Origin of the sequence: Curvibacter soli (assembly GCF_029211125.1) — a bacterium.
Taxonomy (GTDB): Bacteria; Pseudomonadota; Gammaproteobacteria; order Burkholderiales; family Burkholderiaceae_C; genus Curvibacter_A; species Curvibacter_A soli.
The window spans coordinates 24810-42648 of sequence record NZ_JARGEN010000024.1 but is presented as its reverse complement, the minus strand read 5'-3'; the positions used below and the strand labels follow the sequence as shown (position 1 = coordinate 42648).

Below are 17839 nucleotides of genomic sequence, written 5' to 3'. Positions count from 1 at the left end.
GACTTGCAGGTGCGGAATATGTCCAGGTCAGCGGCAGGCACGGCAGAGCAGCCGGGTAAAAATGTTAGGGCCAAGTCGGGCCTGAACAAATCCATCCTCGATCAAGGCTGGTTCGAGTTCCGCCGCCAACTGGACTACAAGCTGGGATGGAATGGCGGCTGGCTCATCGCCGTGCCGCCGCAGAACACGAGTCGTACCTGTCCGTGCTGCGGCCATGTGTCGGCGGACAACCGCCAGACGCAGGCGCAATTCCTGTGCGTCGCGTGCGGCTTCGAGGCAAACGCCGATGTGGTCGGCGCGCTCAATGTACTAAGGGCGGGACACGCCCGGTTCGCCTGTGAAGTGAGCGATGCAGTAGGGTCGCCAGCAGCAGGAACCCACCGAAGCGACTCAGGGGCGGCTCCATGCCGCGCCTGAGCGCCGTAGGAAGCTCCGGCATTCATGCCGGGGAGGATGTCAAAATGCTGGCTCCGCATCCTTGTTTGCGTAAGCCGTAAGCGGGATGAAGTATCAAGAAGACCCCATGAACGTCACCCACTTGCCAGGGGCGCTCGTCCGCGACGCCTACGCCCAGGCCGTGGCGCGCCGCCGCCGCATGGCGGTGCTGGCGCTGCTGGCGCTGGCCGTGCTGGCCGCCATTGCCGGCCGCGTGGCGGAGGTGCAGCCGCGCCTGCTGGCCGAGCAGATCGGCGGCTTCATGAGCTACATCGACCGCATCCTGCCGCAGATCTCGGCGGCCCACCCCGCGCAGGACGTGGCCGAGTGGTACTGGGGCCTGGGCCGCTGGCTGGTGCTGCTGCTGCAGACCATCCTGATCGCCTACCTGGGCACGCTGCTGGGCAGCTTCGGGGCGTTCGGCCTGAGCTTCCTCGCGGCGGCCAACCTCAAGCCCGCGCCGTGGGTGCGCTTCGCCTGCCGCCGCCTGATGGAGTTCTGCCGCACCGTGCCCGACATGGTGTTCGCACTGCTGTTCGTCATCGCCTTCGGCATCGGGCCGATGGCTGGTGTGTTCGCGCTCGCGGTGCATTCCGCAGGCACCCTGGGCAAGCTGTTCTCGGAAGTGGTCGAGAACATCGACATGCGGCCCGTGGAAGGCGTGCGCTCCGCTGGCGGATCGTGGCGGCAGACCGTGCGCTACGCGGCGCTGCCGCAGGTGCTGCCGAACTTCGCCTCCTACGCCATGCTGCGCTTCGACATCAACGTGCGCGCCGCCTCCATCATGGGCTTCGTGGGCGCGGGCGGCATCGGCGAGCAGCTCATGGTGGCGATCCGCCAGTTCTACTACACCGACGTGAGCGCGATCCTGCTGCTGATCCTCGCCACCGTCATGCTGATCGACTTCGCCAGCGAGCGGATGCGCCATGCGCTCATCGGCGCGGTGCGGGAGACTGCGGTATGAACGCCAACGCGAAGTCGGGCCGCGCCGTCATCGCGGTCGACGTCGAGCGCCTCAAGCGCGAGCAGCCCGGCCTGTTCCCGGGCTGGCTGGCGGCGCGCGGCCTGTTCGGCTGGAGCGCGGGCGCGCTGCTGCTGGCACTGGTCTCGATGTGGTGGCTCGAGTTCTCGCCCGCGCGCTTCCTGTACGGGCTCGGGCGGCTGTTCGACTTCGCCCGCGTCATGCTGCCGCCCGAAACCGGCGGCATGGCCGCGAAATTCCTCGGCGCGATGGCCGAGACGCTGGCCATGGCCTTCCTTGGCACGGGCACCGCCGCGCTGGTGTCGTTCCCCATCGGCTTCCTGGCCGCACGCAACGTCATCCCGAACGTTTTCGCGCACTTCGCCGTGCGCCGCGTGCTCGACGCCATCCGCGGCGTGGATGTGCTGATCTGGGCGCTGCTCTGGGTCAACGTCGTGGGGCTGGGGCCGTTCGCCGGGGTGCTGGCGATAGCCTGCTCGGACATGGGCTCGTTCGGCAAGCTGTTCTCCGAGGCGATCGAGAACATCGACCGCCGCCCGGTCGAAGGCGTCATCTCTGCCGGCGGCGGCGCGCTGCACGTGCAGCGCTACGCCATCCTGCCGCAGGTGCTGCCCGTGATCGGCAGCCAGGTGCTGTACTTCTTCGAGAGCAACACGCGCTCGGCGAGCATCCTCGGCATCGTCGGCGCGGGCGGCATCGGCATCTACCTGACCGAGGAGATCCGCGTGCTCAACTTCCCCGTCGTGACCTTCATCGTCATCCTGATCCTCATCACCGTGATGGCGATCGACTTCGTCTCGGAAAAGCTGCGCCTGGCCATGATCGGCCGCGGCAGAACGCCTGCATGAGCCTCGCCCGGCCGCCCGAAGAGGCGCGCACCGCAGCGCATGAGCGCGGAGGTCGTCGAGCGGACGACCCAGCGCCGGGCATCCTTTTCTTCGTGGTCGGCGCCAGCGGCGTCGGCAAGGACACGCTGATGGCGCGCTCGCGCGCGTTGCTGGACGGCGGGCGCTACCTGTTCGCTCGCCGCACCATCACGCGCCCCGTCGACTCCGGTGGTGAGGACCACCGCGCCGTGGCGCTGGACGCCTTCCTGGCCGCGCGCGACCGGCACGCGTTCCTGCTGGACTGGCAGGCGCACGGCCTGCACTACGGCCTGCCGCGCGAACTGCTGGGTGAACTGGCGCACGGGCGGCACGTGGTGGCCAACGGCTCGCGCCAGGCGGTTGGCGCCCTGCTGGCGGCGGTACCGCGCGCTGTCGTGGTGGAGGTCACGGCCGGCGCCGAGACGGTGCGGGCGCGGCTGCAGGCGCGCGGGCGCGAGGGCGGTGCCGACATCGCGCAGCGCCTGGCGCGGCAGGTGGCGCCATACCCGGACGGGGCCGAGGTCGTGCGGGTGTCCAACGACGGTACGCCGGAGGAAGGGGTGGTGGCTTTCGTGCGCTGCATCGAGGCTGTCGTCGGGCGCTTGCCGGGTGGTGGTGGTTTGGGGTAAATCTGGCTGTAGCGCTTACTTTACCTGCGGATGGCGCTATTGTTTTTGTAGTTTTCAGGCGGAATAAGCACTACAGCCCGATAACACCACAAACAGCCATCACCCGCCAAAAGGCACCCGCTCCAGCAGCACGAAATCCCCGCCCTTCACCGGCTCGGCAAAGATCGCCAGCGCATCGAAGCGCGTCGCGGGCAGCGCGCCGAAGCACTGATGGGCGCAGCGCCGCACCGCATCCACCGCCGCCGCGTCCACGCCGGCCAGCGGCCCGGTGAGCGAGAAGTGGAAGCGGAACTCCTCCATGACGAACGGATAGCCCCAGCGCAGCAGCAGCGCGTCCTGCGCGGGTGTCAGCCGGGCCTGCCGCCGCCGCGCCAGTTCCTGCGGCGTCAACGGGGCGGCCAGCCCGTGCAGGGTTTCGACGCAGGCGCGCGCCACGGCCTGGATGCCGGCGCTGGGCACCTGCGGCGCAAGCGCCAGGAAGCCGCCCAGGTCGCGCACCGCGAGGGGCGGCATGTCGAACGCGCGCAGCGTGCGGCACAGCGTCGCCACGGCCTGCCGCAGCGTGCCGGCGCTCTGGCCCGGCGCCAGCCGCAACGGCGCCCGCAGCGTGGCGTGCCAGCCGTAGCGGCGCGGGTCGGCCACCAGACGTTCCCAGGGTCCCGCTTCCATCGGTGTCTGCGGCGGTGCCGGCGCGGCAGCGCCCGGCAGCGCGCTGCGCCCCAGCCAGGCGCTGCCGGCCTGCCACCACGGGCTGTGCGGCGCGTGGGTGAAATAGACCGCGTAACGATAAGCTTCGGGGTACGCCCCAGGGGTCGTTTCAGGTGTCGTCATGGTTCACCGTGATCGTGACGCGGTCGCCTGCGAACCACGTCGTGGAATATTCGATGGGGACGCCGTCCATGTCCACATTCACGCTTTCGGTGCAGAGCACGGGCCGCTCCAGCCGCTGCTGGAGCGCCGCCGCCACCCAGGCTTGCGGCATTTCCGCCCGCAGGCTGCTGGTCTTGCGCACGTAGTCGGCCACGCCGCAGGCGGCCAAGCCCGCGCTGATAGAGCCGGTGGTGCGCACCACCGCCTCCAGCCCGGCGAAGCGGGGCAGCGGAAACACGCGCTGGCTCACGTGCAGCGGCACGCCATCGGCCACCACGATCAGCGTCAGGTTCGACAGCGGGCTGCGCGCGGGCACCGCCAGCGCGCGCGCCTGGGCGGCGCTGGCGGGCTTTGCCGCCGCCTCCAGCACGCCGAACTGCCCATGCAGGCCCGCCAGCGCCAGGCTGCGGTGCAGGCGCGAGCGGCGCGCCAGCGCCAGGCTGACCGCGAACTCCTCCACATAGGTGCCGCTGCCCTGCGTGGTGCGCACCAGCCCCTGGCCGCGCAGGCTGTCCAGCGCCTGCCGGATGGTGTGCCGGTTGACGCCGAACTGGCGCGCCAGTTCAGACTCGGTCGGCAGCCGCTGGCCCGGCTGGTACTGCTTGCCGCGGCCGATGCCGCTCGCCAATTCCTCGGCGATGCGCCCCCACCTCCTTTTCACTGCTTTTTCCAAGAAACGGCTCCGATTCTTCCTGGCATGGTGCACCGCTGCGGGCGTCACCAAACCGACACGGGGGGGACTTAGCATCCCGTCTCACCGATATTTGTCTAGACATATTTTGCCCGGACGACGCTGCATGCCGCACTTTACTGAAACCCCGCAAACCTGCACCGATGCCGGTCGCGCGCAATGGATGGGCCTGCTGGCGCGCGCCCCCGTCGATCTGCTGGAACGCGGGCTCAGCGGCCATGCCGACGTCCGTGCGACCTGGCTCAAGGCGCCGCAAACCGGGCTCATGATGGTGCGGGCGCGCGCTGGCGGGAGCGGGGAGAAGTTCAACCTCGGGGAGGCCACCGTCACCCGCTGCGTGCTGCGCCTGGTCGATTGTGACGGGCAGCCCGCCGTGGTGGGCGTGGCCTATGTGCTGGGGCGTTCGCACCGGCAGGCGCAGCTCATGGCCATGGCCGACGCGTTGCTCCAGCTACCGGCGCAGCGCGAGCGCCTGGAGGCCAGCCTGTTGGCCCCGCTGCGCGCCCATCTCGATGCGTGCAGGCAGCGGCAACAGGCGCAGGCCGAGAGCACGCGGGTCGATTTCCTTACCGTGGCACGCGAAGCCGCCAGTGCCGCCGCGGGAGAGCCGGCATGACGGTGGCCGCGAACCTTGCCACCCTGGGCGCCGGGTTCTCCGCCCCGGCGCTGGACAGCCAGGCGGTGTTCCGCGTGGCGCTGGACGCCCTGTCGCGGCCCGGGCAGGTGCTCGCCATGCCCAGGCATGCGCAGGTGCCGGCGAATGCGCCGGCGGCAGCCGCCTGCCTTTTGCTGGCCCTGCTGGACCCGGATGCCCGCCTGTGGGCGGCCTCCTCCATCGCGGCGGGCGATGCGCCGAGATGGCTGCGCTTCCACACCGGCTGCCAGATCGTCGATACGCCCGCGCAGGCCCAGTTCGCCTGGGCCGGCCACGCGGGCGAGATGCCACCGCTGGATGCGTTCGAGCAGGGCAGCGATCTCTATCCCGAGCAGTCGGCCACCTGCGTGCTGGGTGTGGCGTCGCTCGCCGCGCAGGATGCGCCCGATGCCTGGCGTCTGCAGGGGCCGGGCATCCGCGGCGCATCAGCGCTGGCCGTCGGCGGCCTAGATGGCGCATTCGCCAGCCGCTTCCTGCAAGAGTGGCAGGCCAACCGGGGCCGGTTCCCGCGCGGCGTCGATCTGTTTCTGGCGACCGATGCGCAGATCGCCGGCCTGCCGCGCACCGTGGGCATCGAACGCCAGGAAGGGGTGGCGGCATGTACGTCGCGGTAAAAGGCGGCGAGACCGCCATCCTCAACAGCTACCGGCTGGTCGCCGAGCAGCGGCGCGGTGACGCGGCGGTGCCGGAACTGGGCGTGCGCCAGATCCGTGAACAGCTCAAGCTTTCGGTGGATCGGGTGATGTGCGAAGGCTCGCTCTACGACCCCGAACTGGCGGCGCTGGCGATCAAGCAGGCCGCGGGCGACCTGGTGGAAGCCATCTTCCTGCTGCGCGCCTACCGCGCCACGCTGCCGCGCCTGGGTTTCACGCTGCCGCTGGACACCGCGCGCATGGCGCTCAAGCGGCGCATTTCCGCCACGTTCAAGGACCTGCCGGGCGGGCAGGTGCTGGGGCCGACCTACGACTACACCCAGCGGCTGCTGGATTTCTCGCTGCTGGCCGAGGCCGAGGGCGGCATCGAAGCCGGGCCGCCCGTCGCGGCACCAGCGCCGGATGCGGCGGCCCCGGTGCCGCGCGTGGTCGATCTGCTGGGCGGCGAGGGCCTGATCGAGCCCTGCCCGCCGCCGCCGGGCGACCCGGAGCCGGTGGATCTTACGCGCCAGCCATTGCAGTTCCCGGCGGCGCGCGGCACCCGGCTGCAGAACCTTTCCCGCGCGGACGAAGGCTTTCTGCTCTCGATGGCCTATTCCACCCAGCGCGGCTACGGCCACACCCATCCGTTCGCCGGCGAGATCCGCGCCGGGATGCTGGAGGTGGTGGTCGAGCCGGAAGAACTCGGGTTCGCCATCCCCATCGGCGAGCTGGAAGTCACGGAGTGCGAGATGGTCAACCAGTTCGCGGGCAGCAAGACCCAGCCGCCGCAGTTCACGCGCGGCTACGGCCTGGCGTTCGGCCACAACGAGCGCAAGGCGATGGCCATGAGCCTGGTGGACCGCGCGCTGCGCGCGGCGGAACTGGGCGAGGCCGTGGCGGCGCCGGCGCAGATGCAGGAATTCGTGCTCTCGCACGGCGACAGCTTCGAAGCCTCGGGCTTCGTCCAGCACTTGAAGCTGCCACACTACGTGGACTTTCAATCGGAACTCAAGCTCGTGCGCCAGATGCGCGCGCAAGCCGGCACCGACACCCTGGGAGGGGCCGCATGACGGACATCCAGCAGCAGGCGGCCCGGCCCGCCTGCGCGGCGCTGCCGGTGGTGGAGCAGGCATTCAACTTCGCCTACCTCGACGAGGGCACCAAGCGCATGATCCGGCGCGCCATCCTCAAGGCCGTGGCCATACCCGGCTACCAGGTGCCATTCGGCTCGCGCGAGATGCCGCTGCCCTATGGCTGGGGCACCGGCGGCATCCAGGTGACGGCGGCGGTGATCGGGCCGCACGACACGCTCAAGGTCATCGACCAGGGAGCGGACGACACGGTCAATGCCGTCAACATCCGGCGCTTCTTCCAGCGCACCACGGGCGTGCAGACGACCACGCACACGCAAGAGGCCACGTTGATCCAGACCCGCCACCGCATTCCCGAGGCGCCGCTGGCCGAGGGGCAGATCCTGGTCTACCAGGTGCCCGTGCCCGAGCCGATGCAGCGGCTGGAGCCGCGCGAGTCGGAAACCCGCAAGATGCACGGCATGGCCGAGTACGGCCTGATGTACGTGAAGCTCTACGAGGACATCACGCGCTACGGCGCGTTCGCCACGACCTACGACTACCCCGTGCTGGTCAATGGACGCTACGTCATGTCACCCTCGCCGATCCCGAAGTTCGACAACCCGAAGATGCACATGAGCCCGGCGCTGCAGCTCTTCGGCGCCGGGCGCGAGAAGCGCATCTACGCCATTCCGCCGTACACGCCGGTGGAAAGCCTGGCGTTCGAGGACCACCCGTTCCAGGTGCCGCGCTGGAACGTGCCGTGCGCGCTGTGCGGCGCGACCGGCAGCTACCTAGACGAGATCATCGTGGACGACGCAGGCCGGCGCATGTACGTGTGCTCCGACTCCGACTACTGCCAGTCGCGCCAGCCTGCGGCGGGTGGCCGGGAGGATGCATGAACGCCGTTCTGCCCCAGGCCGGGGATGCCCCGCTGCTGCAGGTGCGCGGCGTCGGCCTGCATTTTGGCGCCATCGCCGCGCTGCAATCGGCCTCGTTCGACCTCTGGCCGGGCGAGGTGCTGGCCATCGTCGGCGAATCGGGCTCGGGCAAGTCCACGCTGCTGGACGTGGTCGCTGGGCGGCAGCGGCCCGATAACGGGCAGGTGCTGTACTGCACCACTGCCGGTGAATGGGTGGACGTGCATGCCATGCCCGAGTCGCAGCGGCAACTGCTGGCGCGCACCGACTGGGGCTTCGTGCACCAGCACGCGGGCGACGGCCTGCGCATGGACGTGTCGGCGGGCGCCAACATCTGCGAGCGCCCGATGGCGCTGGGCCAGCGCCACTACGGCCGCCTGCGCGCCACCGCGCTGCAATGGCTGGACCGTGTGGAGATCGCCCGCGAGCGCATCGACGACACGCCGCGCACCTTCTCGGGCGGCATGCGCCAGCGCCTGCAGATCGCGCGCAACCTGGTCACCCGGCCGCGCCTGGTGCTGATGGATGAACCCACCACCGGCCTGGACGTGTCGGTGCAGGCGCGCCTGCTCGACCTGCTGCGCCACCTGACGCGCGAGCTGCGCCTGGCGGCGCTGGTGGTCACGCACGACCTGGCCGTGGCCCGCCTGCTGGCCGACCGCACCCTGGTCATGCAGCAGGGCCGGGTGGTCGAGGCCGGCCTCACCGACCAGGTGTTCGACGACCCGCAACACGCCTACACCCAGTTGCTCGTTTCTTCCGTGCTCCAGCCATGACGACCGCCATGCCCCCGGCCCTGCTCCAGCTCGAAGGCGTGTCCAAGCATTTCACGCTGCACCACCAGGGCGACACCGAGCTGGCCGTGCTCGACGGCGTCGACCTGCAAGTCTTCCCCGGCGAATGCGTGGTGCTCGACGGCCCCTCCGGCATGGGCAAGAGCACGCTGCTCAAGCTTGCCTACGGCAACTACCGGGCCTCTGCCGGCCACGTGCGGGTGTGCCCGCCCGCAGGCGGCCCGATCGACCTGACGCAGGCCGCGCCGCGTGCGGTGGCCGCGCTGCGGCGCGAAACCATCGGCTACGTCAGCCAGTTCCTGCGCGTGATTCCGCGTGTACCGGCGCTCGACGTAGTGGCCCAGGCGCTGTGGGCGCCCGGGGATGATGCACAGGCAGGTGCGCATGCCGATGCCAGCCAGGCCGCTGCCCGCGAGGAAGCCGGCGCGTGGCTGGCGCGGCTGCGCATCCCGCCGGAACTCTGGGCGCTGCCGCCGGCCACCTTCTCGGGCGGCGAGCAGCAGCGCGTGAACATCGCGCGCAGCCTGATCCGGCCGCGGCCGCTGCTGCTGCTCGACGAACCCACGGCCTCGCTCGACGCCGCCAATACGCAGACCGTGGTCGCGCTCATCCGCGAGGCGGTGGCGCGCGGTGCGGGGGTGCTGGGCGTGTTCCACGACCCGGCCGTCAGCGCCGCCGTGGCGACGCGGCGCGTGAACGTCGCCAGCTTCAAGAGGGCGGCATGACCCAGCCCACCGTATTCAGGAACGCCCGCATCGTCCTGCCCGACGCGGTGGTGCATGGCAGCCTCGCAGTGTCGGCAGGACGCATCGCGGACGCCGGGGCGGGCGATCGCGCCGTGCCCGGCGCGATCGACCTGGAGGGCGATTACCTGCTGCCCGGCCTGGTCGAACTGCATACCGACAACCTGGAGCGGCACCTGATGCCGCGTCCCAAGGTGCAGTGGCCGGGCCTGCCGGCGCTGCTTGCGCACGACGCCGAGATCGCCGCCGCCGGCATCACCACGGTGTTCGATGCGCTTGGCATCGGCTCGACCGATCCCGAGGAGCTGCGCGCGCATTCCTGGGCCGGGCTGCTGGCGCTCTTGGATGCGGCGCGCGCGGGTGGCGTCCTGCGCGCCGACCACCGCATCCACGTCCGCTGCGAGCTGCCCGCGCCCAACGCCGTCGAGCTGTTCGCGCCGCTGCGCGGCCACCCGCTGGTCGGGCTGCTTTCGCTGATGGATCACACGCCCGGCCAGCGCCAGTGGGAAAAGCTGGAAAAGGCCCGCGAGTACTACACCGGCAAGAAAGGCTGGAGCCAGGAGAAGTTCGCGCGGCAAGTGGCGGCGGGGCCGTCGTTCCAGGTGCGCCATGCCGAGCCCAACCGACGCCATTTCGTCGATTACTGCCGCGCCCACGGCATCGCCATGGCCAGCCACGACGACACCACGGCAGCCCATGTGGACCAGGCGAGCGAAGAGGGTGTGCGCATCGCGGAATTCCCCACCACGCTGGAGGCTGCCCGCCGGGCCCGTGAACGGGGCCTGCTGACCGTCATGGGTGCTCCCAACATGGTGCGCGGGGGCTCGCACTCCGGCAACGTCGCCGCCGTCGAACTGGCGCGGCACGGCCTGCTCGACATCCTGTCGTCGGACTACGTGCCGAACGGCCTGCTGGGCGCCGTGGTGCGCCTGGTCGACGACGCATCCATCCCGCTGCCCCAGGCCGTGGCCATGGCATCGCGCAACCCGGCCCAGGCCGCGGGCCTGGCTGATCGCGGCGCGATCGAGGCCGGCCGGCAGGCCGATCTGGTGCACGTGCGTTTCCTCGAAATCCCGGGCCAGCGCCGCCACCCGGTCGTGCGCGGTGTCTGGCGCCAAGGGCTGCGCATCATCTGACACGCGGCCTGCCACATGGCCTTCGCGGCTGGCGCCCGGGGTGGCTGGACGCTCCGCATACAATGCCGCGTTCGTCGCGCGCCTGCACGCGCGTCAGTCAGACAGAGTATCCGCGGGCACCCGCATCGCCTGCCGCCACATCCATTCTCCACAGGAGCCCGATCCGTGTCCTTCATTTCCTCCGCTTTCGCCCAGACCGCACCCGCCGCCGCAGAGGGCGGCGGCATGATGGCTTCGCTCACCGGCATGCTGCCGCTGGTGCTGATGTTCGTGGTGCTGTACTTCGTGATGATCCGCCCGCAGATGAAGCGCCAGAAGGAGCACCGCGCCATGATCGACGCGCTGGCCAAGGGCGACGAGATCGTCACCTCCGGCGGCCTGCTCGGCAAGGTCACCCGCCTGGGCGATGGCATCGTCGGCCTGGAACTGGCCAGCGGCGTGGAGGTGCAGTTGCAGCGCAGCGCTGTGACCCAGGTGCTGCCCAAGGGCTCCATCAAGTAAGAAGCAAATGGGCGGCGCTTTCGCCGCCGCCCTATCATTCCTCGTGACGCCCTTCAGCGGGCGGTTGGCCAGATCATGAACCGTTACCCCGCCTGGAAGTACGCGATCCTCGTGGCCGCGCTGCTCGTCGGCATCCTCTACACCCTGCCCAACTTCTTCGGCGAGGCGCCTGCCGTGCAGGTGTCGGCGACCAAGTCCATCGTCAAGATCGACGGCGCCACGCAGCAGCGCGTGGAAGAGGCGCTCAAGGCTGCGGGCATCGCGCCCGACGCCATCGCCACCGACGCCGCCTCGGTGCGGGCACGCTTTGCCAGCACCGACCTGCAGATCAAGGCCAAGGACGCGATCGAGCACGCGCTCGTCAAGGACCCGGCCGACCCCTCGTACATCGTGGCGCTGAACCTGCTGTCGCGCTCGCCCGCGTGGCTCGCGGCGCTGCACGCGCAGCCCATGTACCTGGGGCTGGATCTGCGCGGCGGCGTGCACTTCATGCTGCAGGTGGACATGCAGGGCGCGCTGACCAAGCGCGCCGAGTCGCTTGCGGGCGACCTGCGCACCACGCTGCGCGACAAGAGCATCCGCCACGGCGGCATCAGCCGCAGCGGCCAGGCCATCGAGATCCGCGTGCGCGACGCGCAGACGGCGCAGGCCGTGCGCAACCTGATAGGCGACCAGTTCCCCGAGCTGCAGGCCAGCGATGCCGCCGACGGCAGCGAGTTCCGCGTGACCGCTGTCATCAAGCCCGATGCTGCGCGCCGCGTGCAGGAGCAGGCGCTCAAGCAGAACATCGTCACGCTGCACAACCGCATCAACGAGCTTGGCGTGGCCGAGCCGGTGATCCAGCAGCAGGGGCTGGACCGCATCGTGGTGCAACTGCCCGGCGTGCAGGACACGGCCAAGGCCAAGGACATCCTGGGCCGCACCGCCACGCTGGAGGTGCGCATGGTCGACGAGGGCGCCGAGGCGCGCGCCGCCGAGCTGGGCTCCGGCCCCGTGCCGTTCGGCGACGAAAAATACCTGGACCGCAACGGCCAGGCCGTGATCGTCAGGAAGCAGGTCGTGCTGACCGGCGAGAACCTGACCGACGCCCAGCCCGGCTTCGAGAGCCAGACGCAGGAGCCCACGGTCAACCTCACGCTCGACGCCAAGGGTGCGCGCGTCTTCCGCGACGTGACGCGCGAGAACGTGGGCAAGCGCATGGCCATCATCCTGTTCGAGAAGGGCCGGGGCGAGGTCGTCACCGCGCCCGTGATCCGCACCGAGATCGGCGGCGGGCGCGTGCAGATATCGGGGCGCATGACCACTGCCGAGGCCAACGACACCGCGCTGCTGCTGCGCGCCGGCTCGCTGGCCGCGCCCATGGAGATCATCGAGGAACGCACCATCGGCCCGAGCCTGGGCGCCGACAACATCGCGCGCGGCATCCACAGCGTGGTCTGGGGCATGGTGGCCATCGCGGTCTTCATGTGCGCGTACTACATGCTGTTCGGCGTCATCTCCACCGTGGCGCTGTGCGTGAACGTGCTGATGCTGCTGGCCATCCTGTCGATGCTGCAGGCCACGCTGACGCTGCCGGGCATCGCGGCCATGGCGCTGGCGCTGGGCGTGGCCATCGACTCCAACGTGCTCATCAACGAACGCATCCGCGAGGAGCTGCGCGCGGGCGCCTCGCCGCAGATGGCCATCCACACCGGCTACGAGCGGGCCTGGGCCACGATCCTGGACTCCAACGTCACCACGCTGATCGCCGGACTGGCGCTGCTGGCCTTCGGCTCCGGGCCGGTGCGCGGCTTCGCCGTGGTGCACTGCATCGGCATCGTCACCAGCATGTTCTCGGCGGTGTTCTTCTCGCGCGGGCTGGTCAACCTGGTCTATGGCCGGCGCAAGAAGCTCAAGAGCGTGGCCATCGGGCAGGTCTGGAAGCCCGAGGGCGGCGCGGTATCCGTGGCCGGCAAGACGGCAGCGAACTAAGGAAAGAGCGCCATGGAATTTTTGGCTCCAGCGTCACATGCGCTGCACGCATATGAGCTTCCTCTGAAAATTCCAGAAAAAGGATAAAAAATCATGGAATTTTTCCGCATCAAGAAGGACATCCCCTTCATGAAATACGCGTTGGTGTTCAACGCGATTTCGTTCATCACCTTTGCCCTGGCCGTCTTCTTCCTGTTCTCGCGCGGGCTGCACCTGTCGGTGGAGTTCACGGGCGGCACGGTGATGGAGGTGGCCTACAGCCAGCCGGCGGAGCTGTCCAAGGTGCGCGACGTGGTGTCCGGCCTGGGCTACCAGGACGTGCAGGTGCAGAACTTCGGCACCTCGCGCGACGTGATCATCCGCCTGCCGGTGCAGAAGGGCACCACCTCGGCCCAGCAGAGCGAGCAGGTGATCGGCGCGCTCAAGGCCGCCGACGCCAGCGCCGAGCTGCGCCGCACCGAGTTCGTGGGGCCGCAGGTGGGCGACGAGCTGGTGCACGGCGGCCTGCTCGCGCTGGGCGCCGTGGTGCTGGGCATCGTCATCTACCTGGCGTTCCGTTTCGAATGGAAGTTCGGCGTGGCGGCCATCATCGCCAACCTGCACGACGTGGTCATCATCCTGGGCTTCTTCGCATTCTTCCAGTGGGAGTTCTCGCTCTCGGTGCTGGCGGCGGTGCTGGCGGTGCTGGGCTACTCGGTCAACGAGTCGGTGGTGATCTTCGACCGGATCCGCGAGGCCTTCCGCCGCTTCCGCAAGATGACCACGCACGAGGTGATCGACCACGCCATCACCAGCACCATGAGCCGCACCATCATCACCCACGCCTCGACCGAGGCGATGGTGCTGTCGATGTTCTTCTTCGGCGGCCCGAGCCTGCACTACTTCGCGCTGGCCCTGACCATCGGCATCCTGTTCGGCATCTACTCGTCGGTGTTCGTGGCCGCGGCCATCGCCATGTGGCTGGGCGTGAAGCGCGAGGATCTCGTGAAGGCCCCGGCCAGGAAGGACGGGGATTCCAGCGATCCCAATGCGGGAGCCGTGGTTTAAGCTACGGTTTCCATGAATTCCGCCACCACCACGATGCAGCAGCGCCAGTGGGCCCGCCAGGTCCGCGAGCGCTTCGTGGAGGCGGCCTGCGAGCAGTTGCCCATGGTCGGCGAGGGCGTGCGCGGCTTCCTCACCGCCCTGCTCGACCAGACGGGCAACGCCCGCCAGATGCAGGACAACCGCGACGCCTGGGACGCCTACCGCCAGCATGGCAAGCAATGGCTGGACCGCACCGCCGCGGCCTGGCGCGGGGCGCTGGCGCCCACCAGCACGGCGCGCGGGCGCATCGGCGGCAATACCGGCCAGTTCGAGCTGCTCGGCGACGACGTGATGGAAAACAAGATCCTGGCCTCGCGCATGGCCCTGGTCGTGGCCGACAAGGCCGGCACCGAGTTCGACGACCTGCGCGTGCGCATCCAGGAGCTCGAAGGCCAGGACATGGCTTCGTATGACGTGCTGCGGCCCGACGTGGTGCTGCTGCTGATGCTGGAGCAGTGGATCGATGCCGGCCTGTCGCGCCAGGCGCTGCAGTCCGTCTTCGGCACGCTGCAGGGCCTGATGGCCGATGTGCTGCAGCAGATCGGCCACGCGGCGAACGCCTGGCTCATCGCCCAGGGCGTGCTGCCGCGCATCGACTTCAGCAACCGCGTGCGGCGCAGCGCATCCACGGCCAGCGCCCCGCTGTCCACGGCCGCGGCAGCACTGGCCTCGCAGCGCGGACCCCTGACCGGGCCGTCGCACTTCTCCACCACGCAGGACGGGCTGCACAGCGGCATGGGCGGCATGCCCCAGGCCATGCCGGGCGGCGGCGGCGGTGCGCCGGCCCTGGGCGCGGGCGCCATGGCGCGCGCCGGCGGCGCGACCGACGTGGTGGGCGCGGCCATCGCGCTGGCGGCCCAGACGGTGCAGGCCGGCTGGCTGCCGGCCGCCGGCAGCGGCGGCGACACGCGCGGCTACGCGATGTCCGCCGCGCTGCCGCTCACGCGCGCGCGCCAGCGCGCCCAGGGCGTGATCGTGCAGCTCAAGCGCCTGCTGGCCGAGCGCGTGTCGGACTTCGAGGCCACGCGCTCGTCCCCCGCATCGGAGGCGCTGGCGCTGGCGCTGGCGCCGCGCCGCACGCGCACCGACCACTACCCGAGCGGCGGCGGCACGCTGATCGAGCCGCACACCGCATCCGCAGCCGTGGCGGTGGACGTGGGCCGCGTGGCCGTGCAGGTGCGCGAGCAGTCGGCGGAGCTGAAGAAGAAGGCATCCACCGACAGCGAGAAGGCGATCATCGAGATCGTGGCGCTGATGTTCCAGAGCATCCTCACCGAGGAGCGCATCCCGCCCGCGGTGCGCGTGTGGTTCGCGCGGCTGCAGGTGCCGGTGCTGCGCGTGGCGCTGGCCGAGCCCGAGTTTTTCAACAGCCTGGACCACCCCGCGCGCCAGCTCATCGACCGCATGGGCTCGTGCGTGCTGGGCTTCGACGCCAACGCCATGAACGGCAACGCGCTGGAGGCCGAGATACGCCGCGTGGTGCAGGTGATCGAGCAGTACCCCGAGACCGGGCGGCGCGTGTTCCAACTGGTCTACACCGAGTTCCAGAAATTTCTCGCCAAGTTCCTCACCGAGAAGAAGGGCACTTCGCGCCTGGTCAGCGTGGCCCAGCAGGTGGAGCAGAAGGAAACGCTGACCATCCAGTACACCATCGAGCTGCGCAACATGCTCAAGGACATGCCGGTGCCAGGCGAGGTGCGCGACTTCCTCTTCAAGACATGGGCCGAGGTGCTGGCCATCTCCGCCGTGCGCCGGGGGCCGCAGCACGCGGATACGCTGCAGCTCAAGCGCGCCGCGTCCGACCTGGTGTGGGCCGCCAGCGCCAAGCCCAACCGCAGCGACCGCGCGCGCGTCATCCAGGATCTGCCGCAACTGCTGCAGCACCTGCGCCAGGGCCTGCTGCTGTTGGGCATCTCGGGGCCGCCGCAGGACGCGCACATCAAGATCCTGAGCGACACCCTGGCCGACGCCTTCATGTCCAAGACCGCGGCCATTCCGCAGGAGCGCATCGAGGCCATGGCACGCCGCCTCGCCAACCTCGAAGAATTCATGGGCGACGAGGCCGGCGGCAGCATCCCGCTGGACGCCGACAGCATCGGCCTGATGCTCGACATGGACGACACCGCCAACCTGCAGGTGATCGCCGACAACGGCGCGCCCGTCGACGACACGCTGCTGGCCTGGGTGCTGGAGCTGCAGCCCGGCACCTGGTTCAGCCTGGACCACAACGGCCACGTCACGCAGGTGCAGTACGCATGGCGCAGCGACCGCAGGCAGTTGCACCTGTTCGCGTCGCTCAACGGCGGCAGCTATCTGTTTCAGTTGCGCCGGCTGGCGGCCTACCTGCAGGCCGGGCTGCTGGTGCCGCAGGAAGAGGAAAGCCTGACGCTGCGCGCGACCCGCGACGCGCTCGCCAAGCTCGACGCCAACCCCGAGCGGCTGCTGGGCTGAATTCCTGTTTTGATAGCTGCTGCCGCAGCTTCCATGCGGTTTTCAGTATAAAAAGTGTCTGAAATCGTTTGAAAACCTGCGGTGGCAGCTATGTTTTCAATAGCGATGCCTGCGCTTCAACCTGGAAACGGCAGTTGCATGGCGCGCTCACCCACGAGGTGAACCCCATCGGAGCCGTCAACGCTCAATTTCATGCGGCCTGGCAAGGGATACGAAGCGGTCAACTGCCGTTTCCAGGTTCAAGGGTCAAGGGTCAAGCCACCCCGACGCGCTGGAACAGCCCCCCCGGCAGCCGGGCCACGGCGCCGGCGAGTTCCAGCTCCAGCAGTTGCACCTGCAGGTCCGCCGTGGCGATGCCGGTGCGCGCCACCAGCGCATCCAGGCCCACCGGGTCGTAGCCCATGGCGGCGAGCAATGGGTGCTCCGGCGGGGCCGCCGGCGCATCCGCCACGGGCGCTGGAGCGGCCGGCAGGCGCAGTTCCTCCAGCACGTCCTGCGCCGACTCCACCAGCTTGGCGCCCTGGCGGATCAGGGCATGGCAGCCGCGCGACTGCGGCGCCTGGATCGAGCCAGGAATCGCGAACACCTCGCGCCCCTGCTCGGCCGCCAGCCGCGCCGTGATCAGCGAGCCCGAGGCCAGCGCCGCCTCCACCACCAGCGTGCCCTGCGACAGCCCGGCGATGAGGCGGTTGCGCTTGGGGAAATTGGCTGCCAGCGGCGGCGTGCCCAGCGGGTATTCGCTGACGATCAGGCCGTGTGCGGCGATGCGGTGCGCCAGCTCCCGGTGGCGCGCCGGGTAGATGCGGTCCGGCCCCGTGCCAACCACGGCGAGCGTCGCAGGCACGCCGTCCGCCGCGCCCGCCAGGGCGCCCGCGTGCGCGGCCCCGTCCACCCCCAGCGCCAGGCCCGACACCACGGTCAGCCCCGCGGCGGCGAACGCCTGGGCAAAGTCGTGCGCATGGCGCTCGCCCTGCGGCGTCGGGTTGCGGCTGCCGACGATCGCCAGGCCGCAGCGCACGCCGAAGTCGCGGCAGTCCGGCTGCAGCCAGCGCGCCGCGCCCACGGCGTAGAGCAGCAGCGGCGGGTCTGCGGTTTCGAGCAGGAGGCGGGGATAGCGCGGGTCGCCGAGCGCGACGAGGCCGCGCATGGCGCCATCGCCTTCGGCCTGCGCCAGCCAGTGCGCCGTGCGCTCCAGCAGTGCCGCCCAGCCTTCGGGCACCTGTGCCAGCGCGTCCGCCTGGGCCGGCGTAACCACCTCGCGCAGCGCGGCGGGGCTCTGGGTGAAGATGTCCTGCGGCAGCCCGAAGCGCGCCAGCAGCCGGCGCGCGGCATCGTTGCCGACGCCGCGGCTCAGCGTGAGGCGCAGCCACGCGCCGAGTTCTGCATGTTCCATGAGGACGGCGG

Annotated in this window: 18 protein-coding genes; 15 read left to right on the top strand and 3 right to left on the bottom strand. The window is 70.0% G+C overall.

What is annotated here, in order from left to right:
• The 4 genes from PY257_RS05430 to phnN form a co-directional block, all read left to right on the top strand.
• Window positions 1-417: RNA-guided endonuclease InsQ/TnpB family protein (locus PY257_RS05430; protein WP_275739660.1), on the top strand; the 417-nt coding region annotated here is incomplete at its 5' end.
• A 106-nt stretch (window positions 418-523) separates the two neighbouring features.
• Window positions 524-1399, top strand: a complete 876-nt coding sequence (gene phnE, locus PY257_RS05425; protein WP_275739659.1) for a phosphonate ABC transporter, permease protein PhnE — start codon at window positions 524-526, stop codon at window positions 1397-1399.
• On the top strand, window positions 1396-2265 hold the full coding sequence (gene phnE / locus PY257_RS05420) for a phosphonate ABC transporter, permease protein PhnE (protein ID WP_275739658.1): 870 nt from the start codon (window positions 1396-1398) through the stop codon (window positions 2263-2265). The genes phnE (PY257_RS05425) and phnE (PY257_RS05420) overlap by 4 nt, the downstream gene beginning before the upstream one ends.
• On the top strand, window positions 2262-2912 hold the full coding sequence (gene phnN, locus PY257_RS05415; protein WP_275739657.1) for a phosphonate metabolism protein/1,5-bisphosphokinase (PRPP-forming) PhnN: 651 nt from the start codon (window positions 2262-2264) through the stop codon (window positions 2910-2912). Before phnE (PY257_RS05420) ends, phnN begins: the two co-directional genes overlap by 4 nt.
• 99 nt (window positions 2913-3011) lie before the next feature.
• Here the strand turns inward: phnN and PY257_RS05410 are convergent, their stop codons facing one another.
• Window positions 3012-3743, bottom strand: a complete 732-nt coding sequence (locus tag PY257_RS05410) for a DUF1045 domain-containing protein (protein ID WP_275739655.1) — start codon at window positions 3741-3743, stop codon at window positions 3012-3014.
• Entirely contained in the window at window positions 3730-4443 is a 714-nt protein-coding gene (gene phnF / locus PY257_RS05405; protein ID WP_275739652.1) for a phosphonate metabolism transcriptional regulator PhnF, read from the bottom strand. Before phnF ends, PY257_RS05410 begins: the two co-directional genes overlap by 14 nt.
• 136 nt (window positions 4444-4579) lie before the next feature.
• On the opposite strand from phnF, the gene phnG reads away from it, so the two are divergent.
• The 11 genes from phnG (at window position 4580) to PY257_RS05350 (ending at window position 16435) form a co-directional block, all read left to right on the top strand.
• Window positions 4580-5089: a phosphonate C-P lyase system protein PhnG gene (phnG, locus tag PY257_RS05400; protein ID WP_275739651.1), complete on the top strand. Its 510-nt coding sequence runs from the start codon at window positions 4580-4582 to the stop codon at window positions 5087-5089.
• Window positions 5086-5742 (top strand): phosphonate C-P lyase system protein PhnH, encoded by a 657-nt coding sequence (gene phnH / locus PY257_RS05395; RefSeq protein WP_275739648.1) that lies wholly within the window; start codon window positions 5086-5088, stop codon window positions 5740-5742. The genes phnG and phnH overlap by 4 nt, the downstream gene beginning before the upstream one ends.
• The gene (locus PY257_RS05390; RefSeq protein WP_275739646.1) at window positions 5727-6833 is read left to right on the top strand and encodes a carbon-phosphorus lyase complex subunit; all 1107 of its coding nucleotides are present in this window, start codon (window positions 5727-5729) and stop codon (window positions 6831-6833) included. Before phnH ends, PY257_RS05390 begins: the two co-directional genes overlap by 16 nt.
• Window positions 6830-7735 (top strand): alpha-D-ribose 1-methylphosphonate 5-phosphate C-P-lyase PhnJ, encoded by a 906-nt coding sequence (locus PY257_RS05385; RefSeq protein ID WP_345799236.1) that lies wholly within the window; start codon window positions 6830-6832, stop codon window positions 7733-7735. The genes PY257_RS05390 and PY257_RS05385 overlap by 4 nt, the downstream gene beginning before the upstream one ends.
• Window positions 7732-8529: a phosphonate C-P lyase system protein PhnK gene (gene phnK / locus PY257_RS05380; protein ID WP_275739644.1), complete on the top strand. Its 798-nt coding sequence runs from the start codon at window positions 7732-7734 to the stop codon at window positions 8527-8529. Before PY257_RS05385 ends, phnK begins: the two co-directional genes overlap by 4 nt.
• 8 nt (window positions 8530-8537) lie before the next feature.
• Entirely contained in the window at window positions 8538-9272 is a 735-nt protein-coding gene (phnL, locus tag PY257_RS05375) for a phosphonate C-P lyase system protein PhnL (RefSeq protein ID WP_275739675.1), read from the top strand.
• On the top strand, window positions 9269-10426 hold the full coding sequence (locus PY257_RS05370) for an alpha-D-ribose 1-methylphosphonate 5-triphosphate diphosphatase (protein WP_275739642.1): 1158 nt from the start codon (window positions 9269-9271) through the stop codon (window positions 10424-10426). The genes phnL and PY257_RS05370 overlap by 4 nt, the downstream gene beginning before the upstream one ends.
• Before the next feature lie 225 nt (window positions 10427-10651).
• Window positions 10652-10927, top strand: coding sequence for a preprotein translocase subunit YajC (yajC, locus tag PY257_RS05365; protein ID WP_275739673.1), 276 nt, complete (start codon window positions 10652-10654; stop codon window positions 10925-10927).
• A gap of 75 nt (window positions 10928-11002) precedes the next feature.
• Window positions 11003-12898 (top strand): protein translocase subunit SecD, encoded by a 1896-nt coding sequence (gene secD / locus PY257_RS05360; RefSeq protein WP_275739640.1) that lies wholly within the window; start codon window positions 11003-11005, stop codon window positions 12896-12898.
• A gap of 93 nt (window positions 12899-12991) precedes the next feature.
• Window positions 12992-13945: a protein translocase subunit SecF gene (secF, locus tag PY257_RS05355; RefSeq protein WP_275739638.1), complete on the top strand. Its 954-nt coding sequence runs from the start codon at window positions 12992-12994 to the stop codon at window positions 13943-13945.
• 12 nt (window positions 13946-13957) lie between these two features.
• Window positions 13958-16435, top strand: a complete 2478-nt coding sequence (locus PY257_RS05350; protein WP_275739637.1) for a DUF1631 family protein — start codon at window positions 13958-13960, stop codon at window positions 16433-16435.
• Between the two features lie 253 nt (window positions 16436-16688).
• Here PY257_RS05350 and dprA read toward each other — a convergent pair whose 3' ends face one another.
• The gene (gene dprA / locus PY257_RS05345; protein ID WP_275739635.1) at window positions 16689-17828 is read right to left on the bottom strand and encodes a DNA-processing protein DprA; all 1140 of its coding nucleotides are present in this window, start codon (window positions 17826-17828) and stop codon (window positions 16689-16691) included.
• Window positions 17829-17839: the final 11 nt, after the last annotated feature.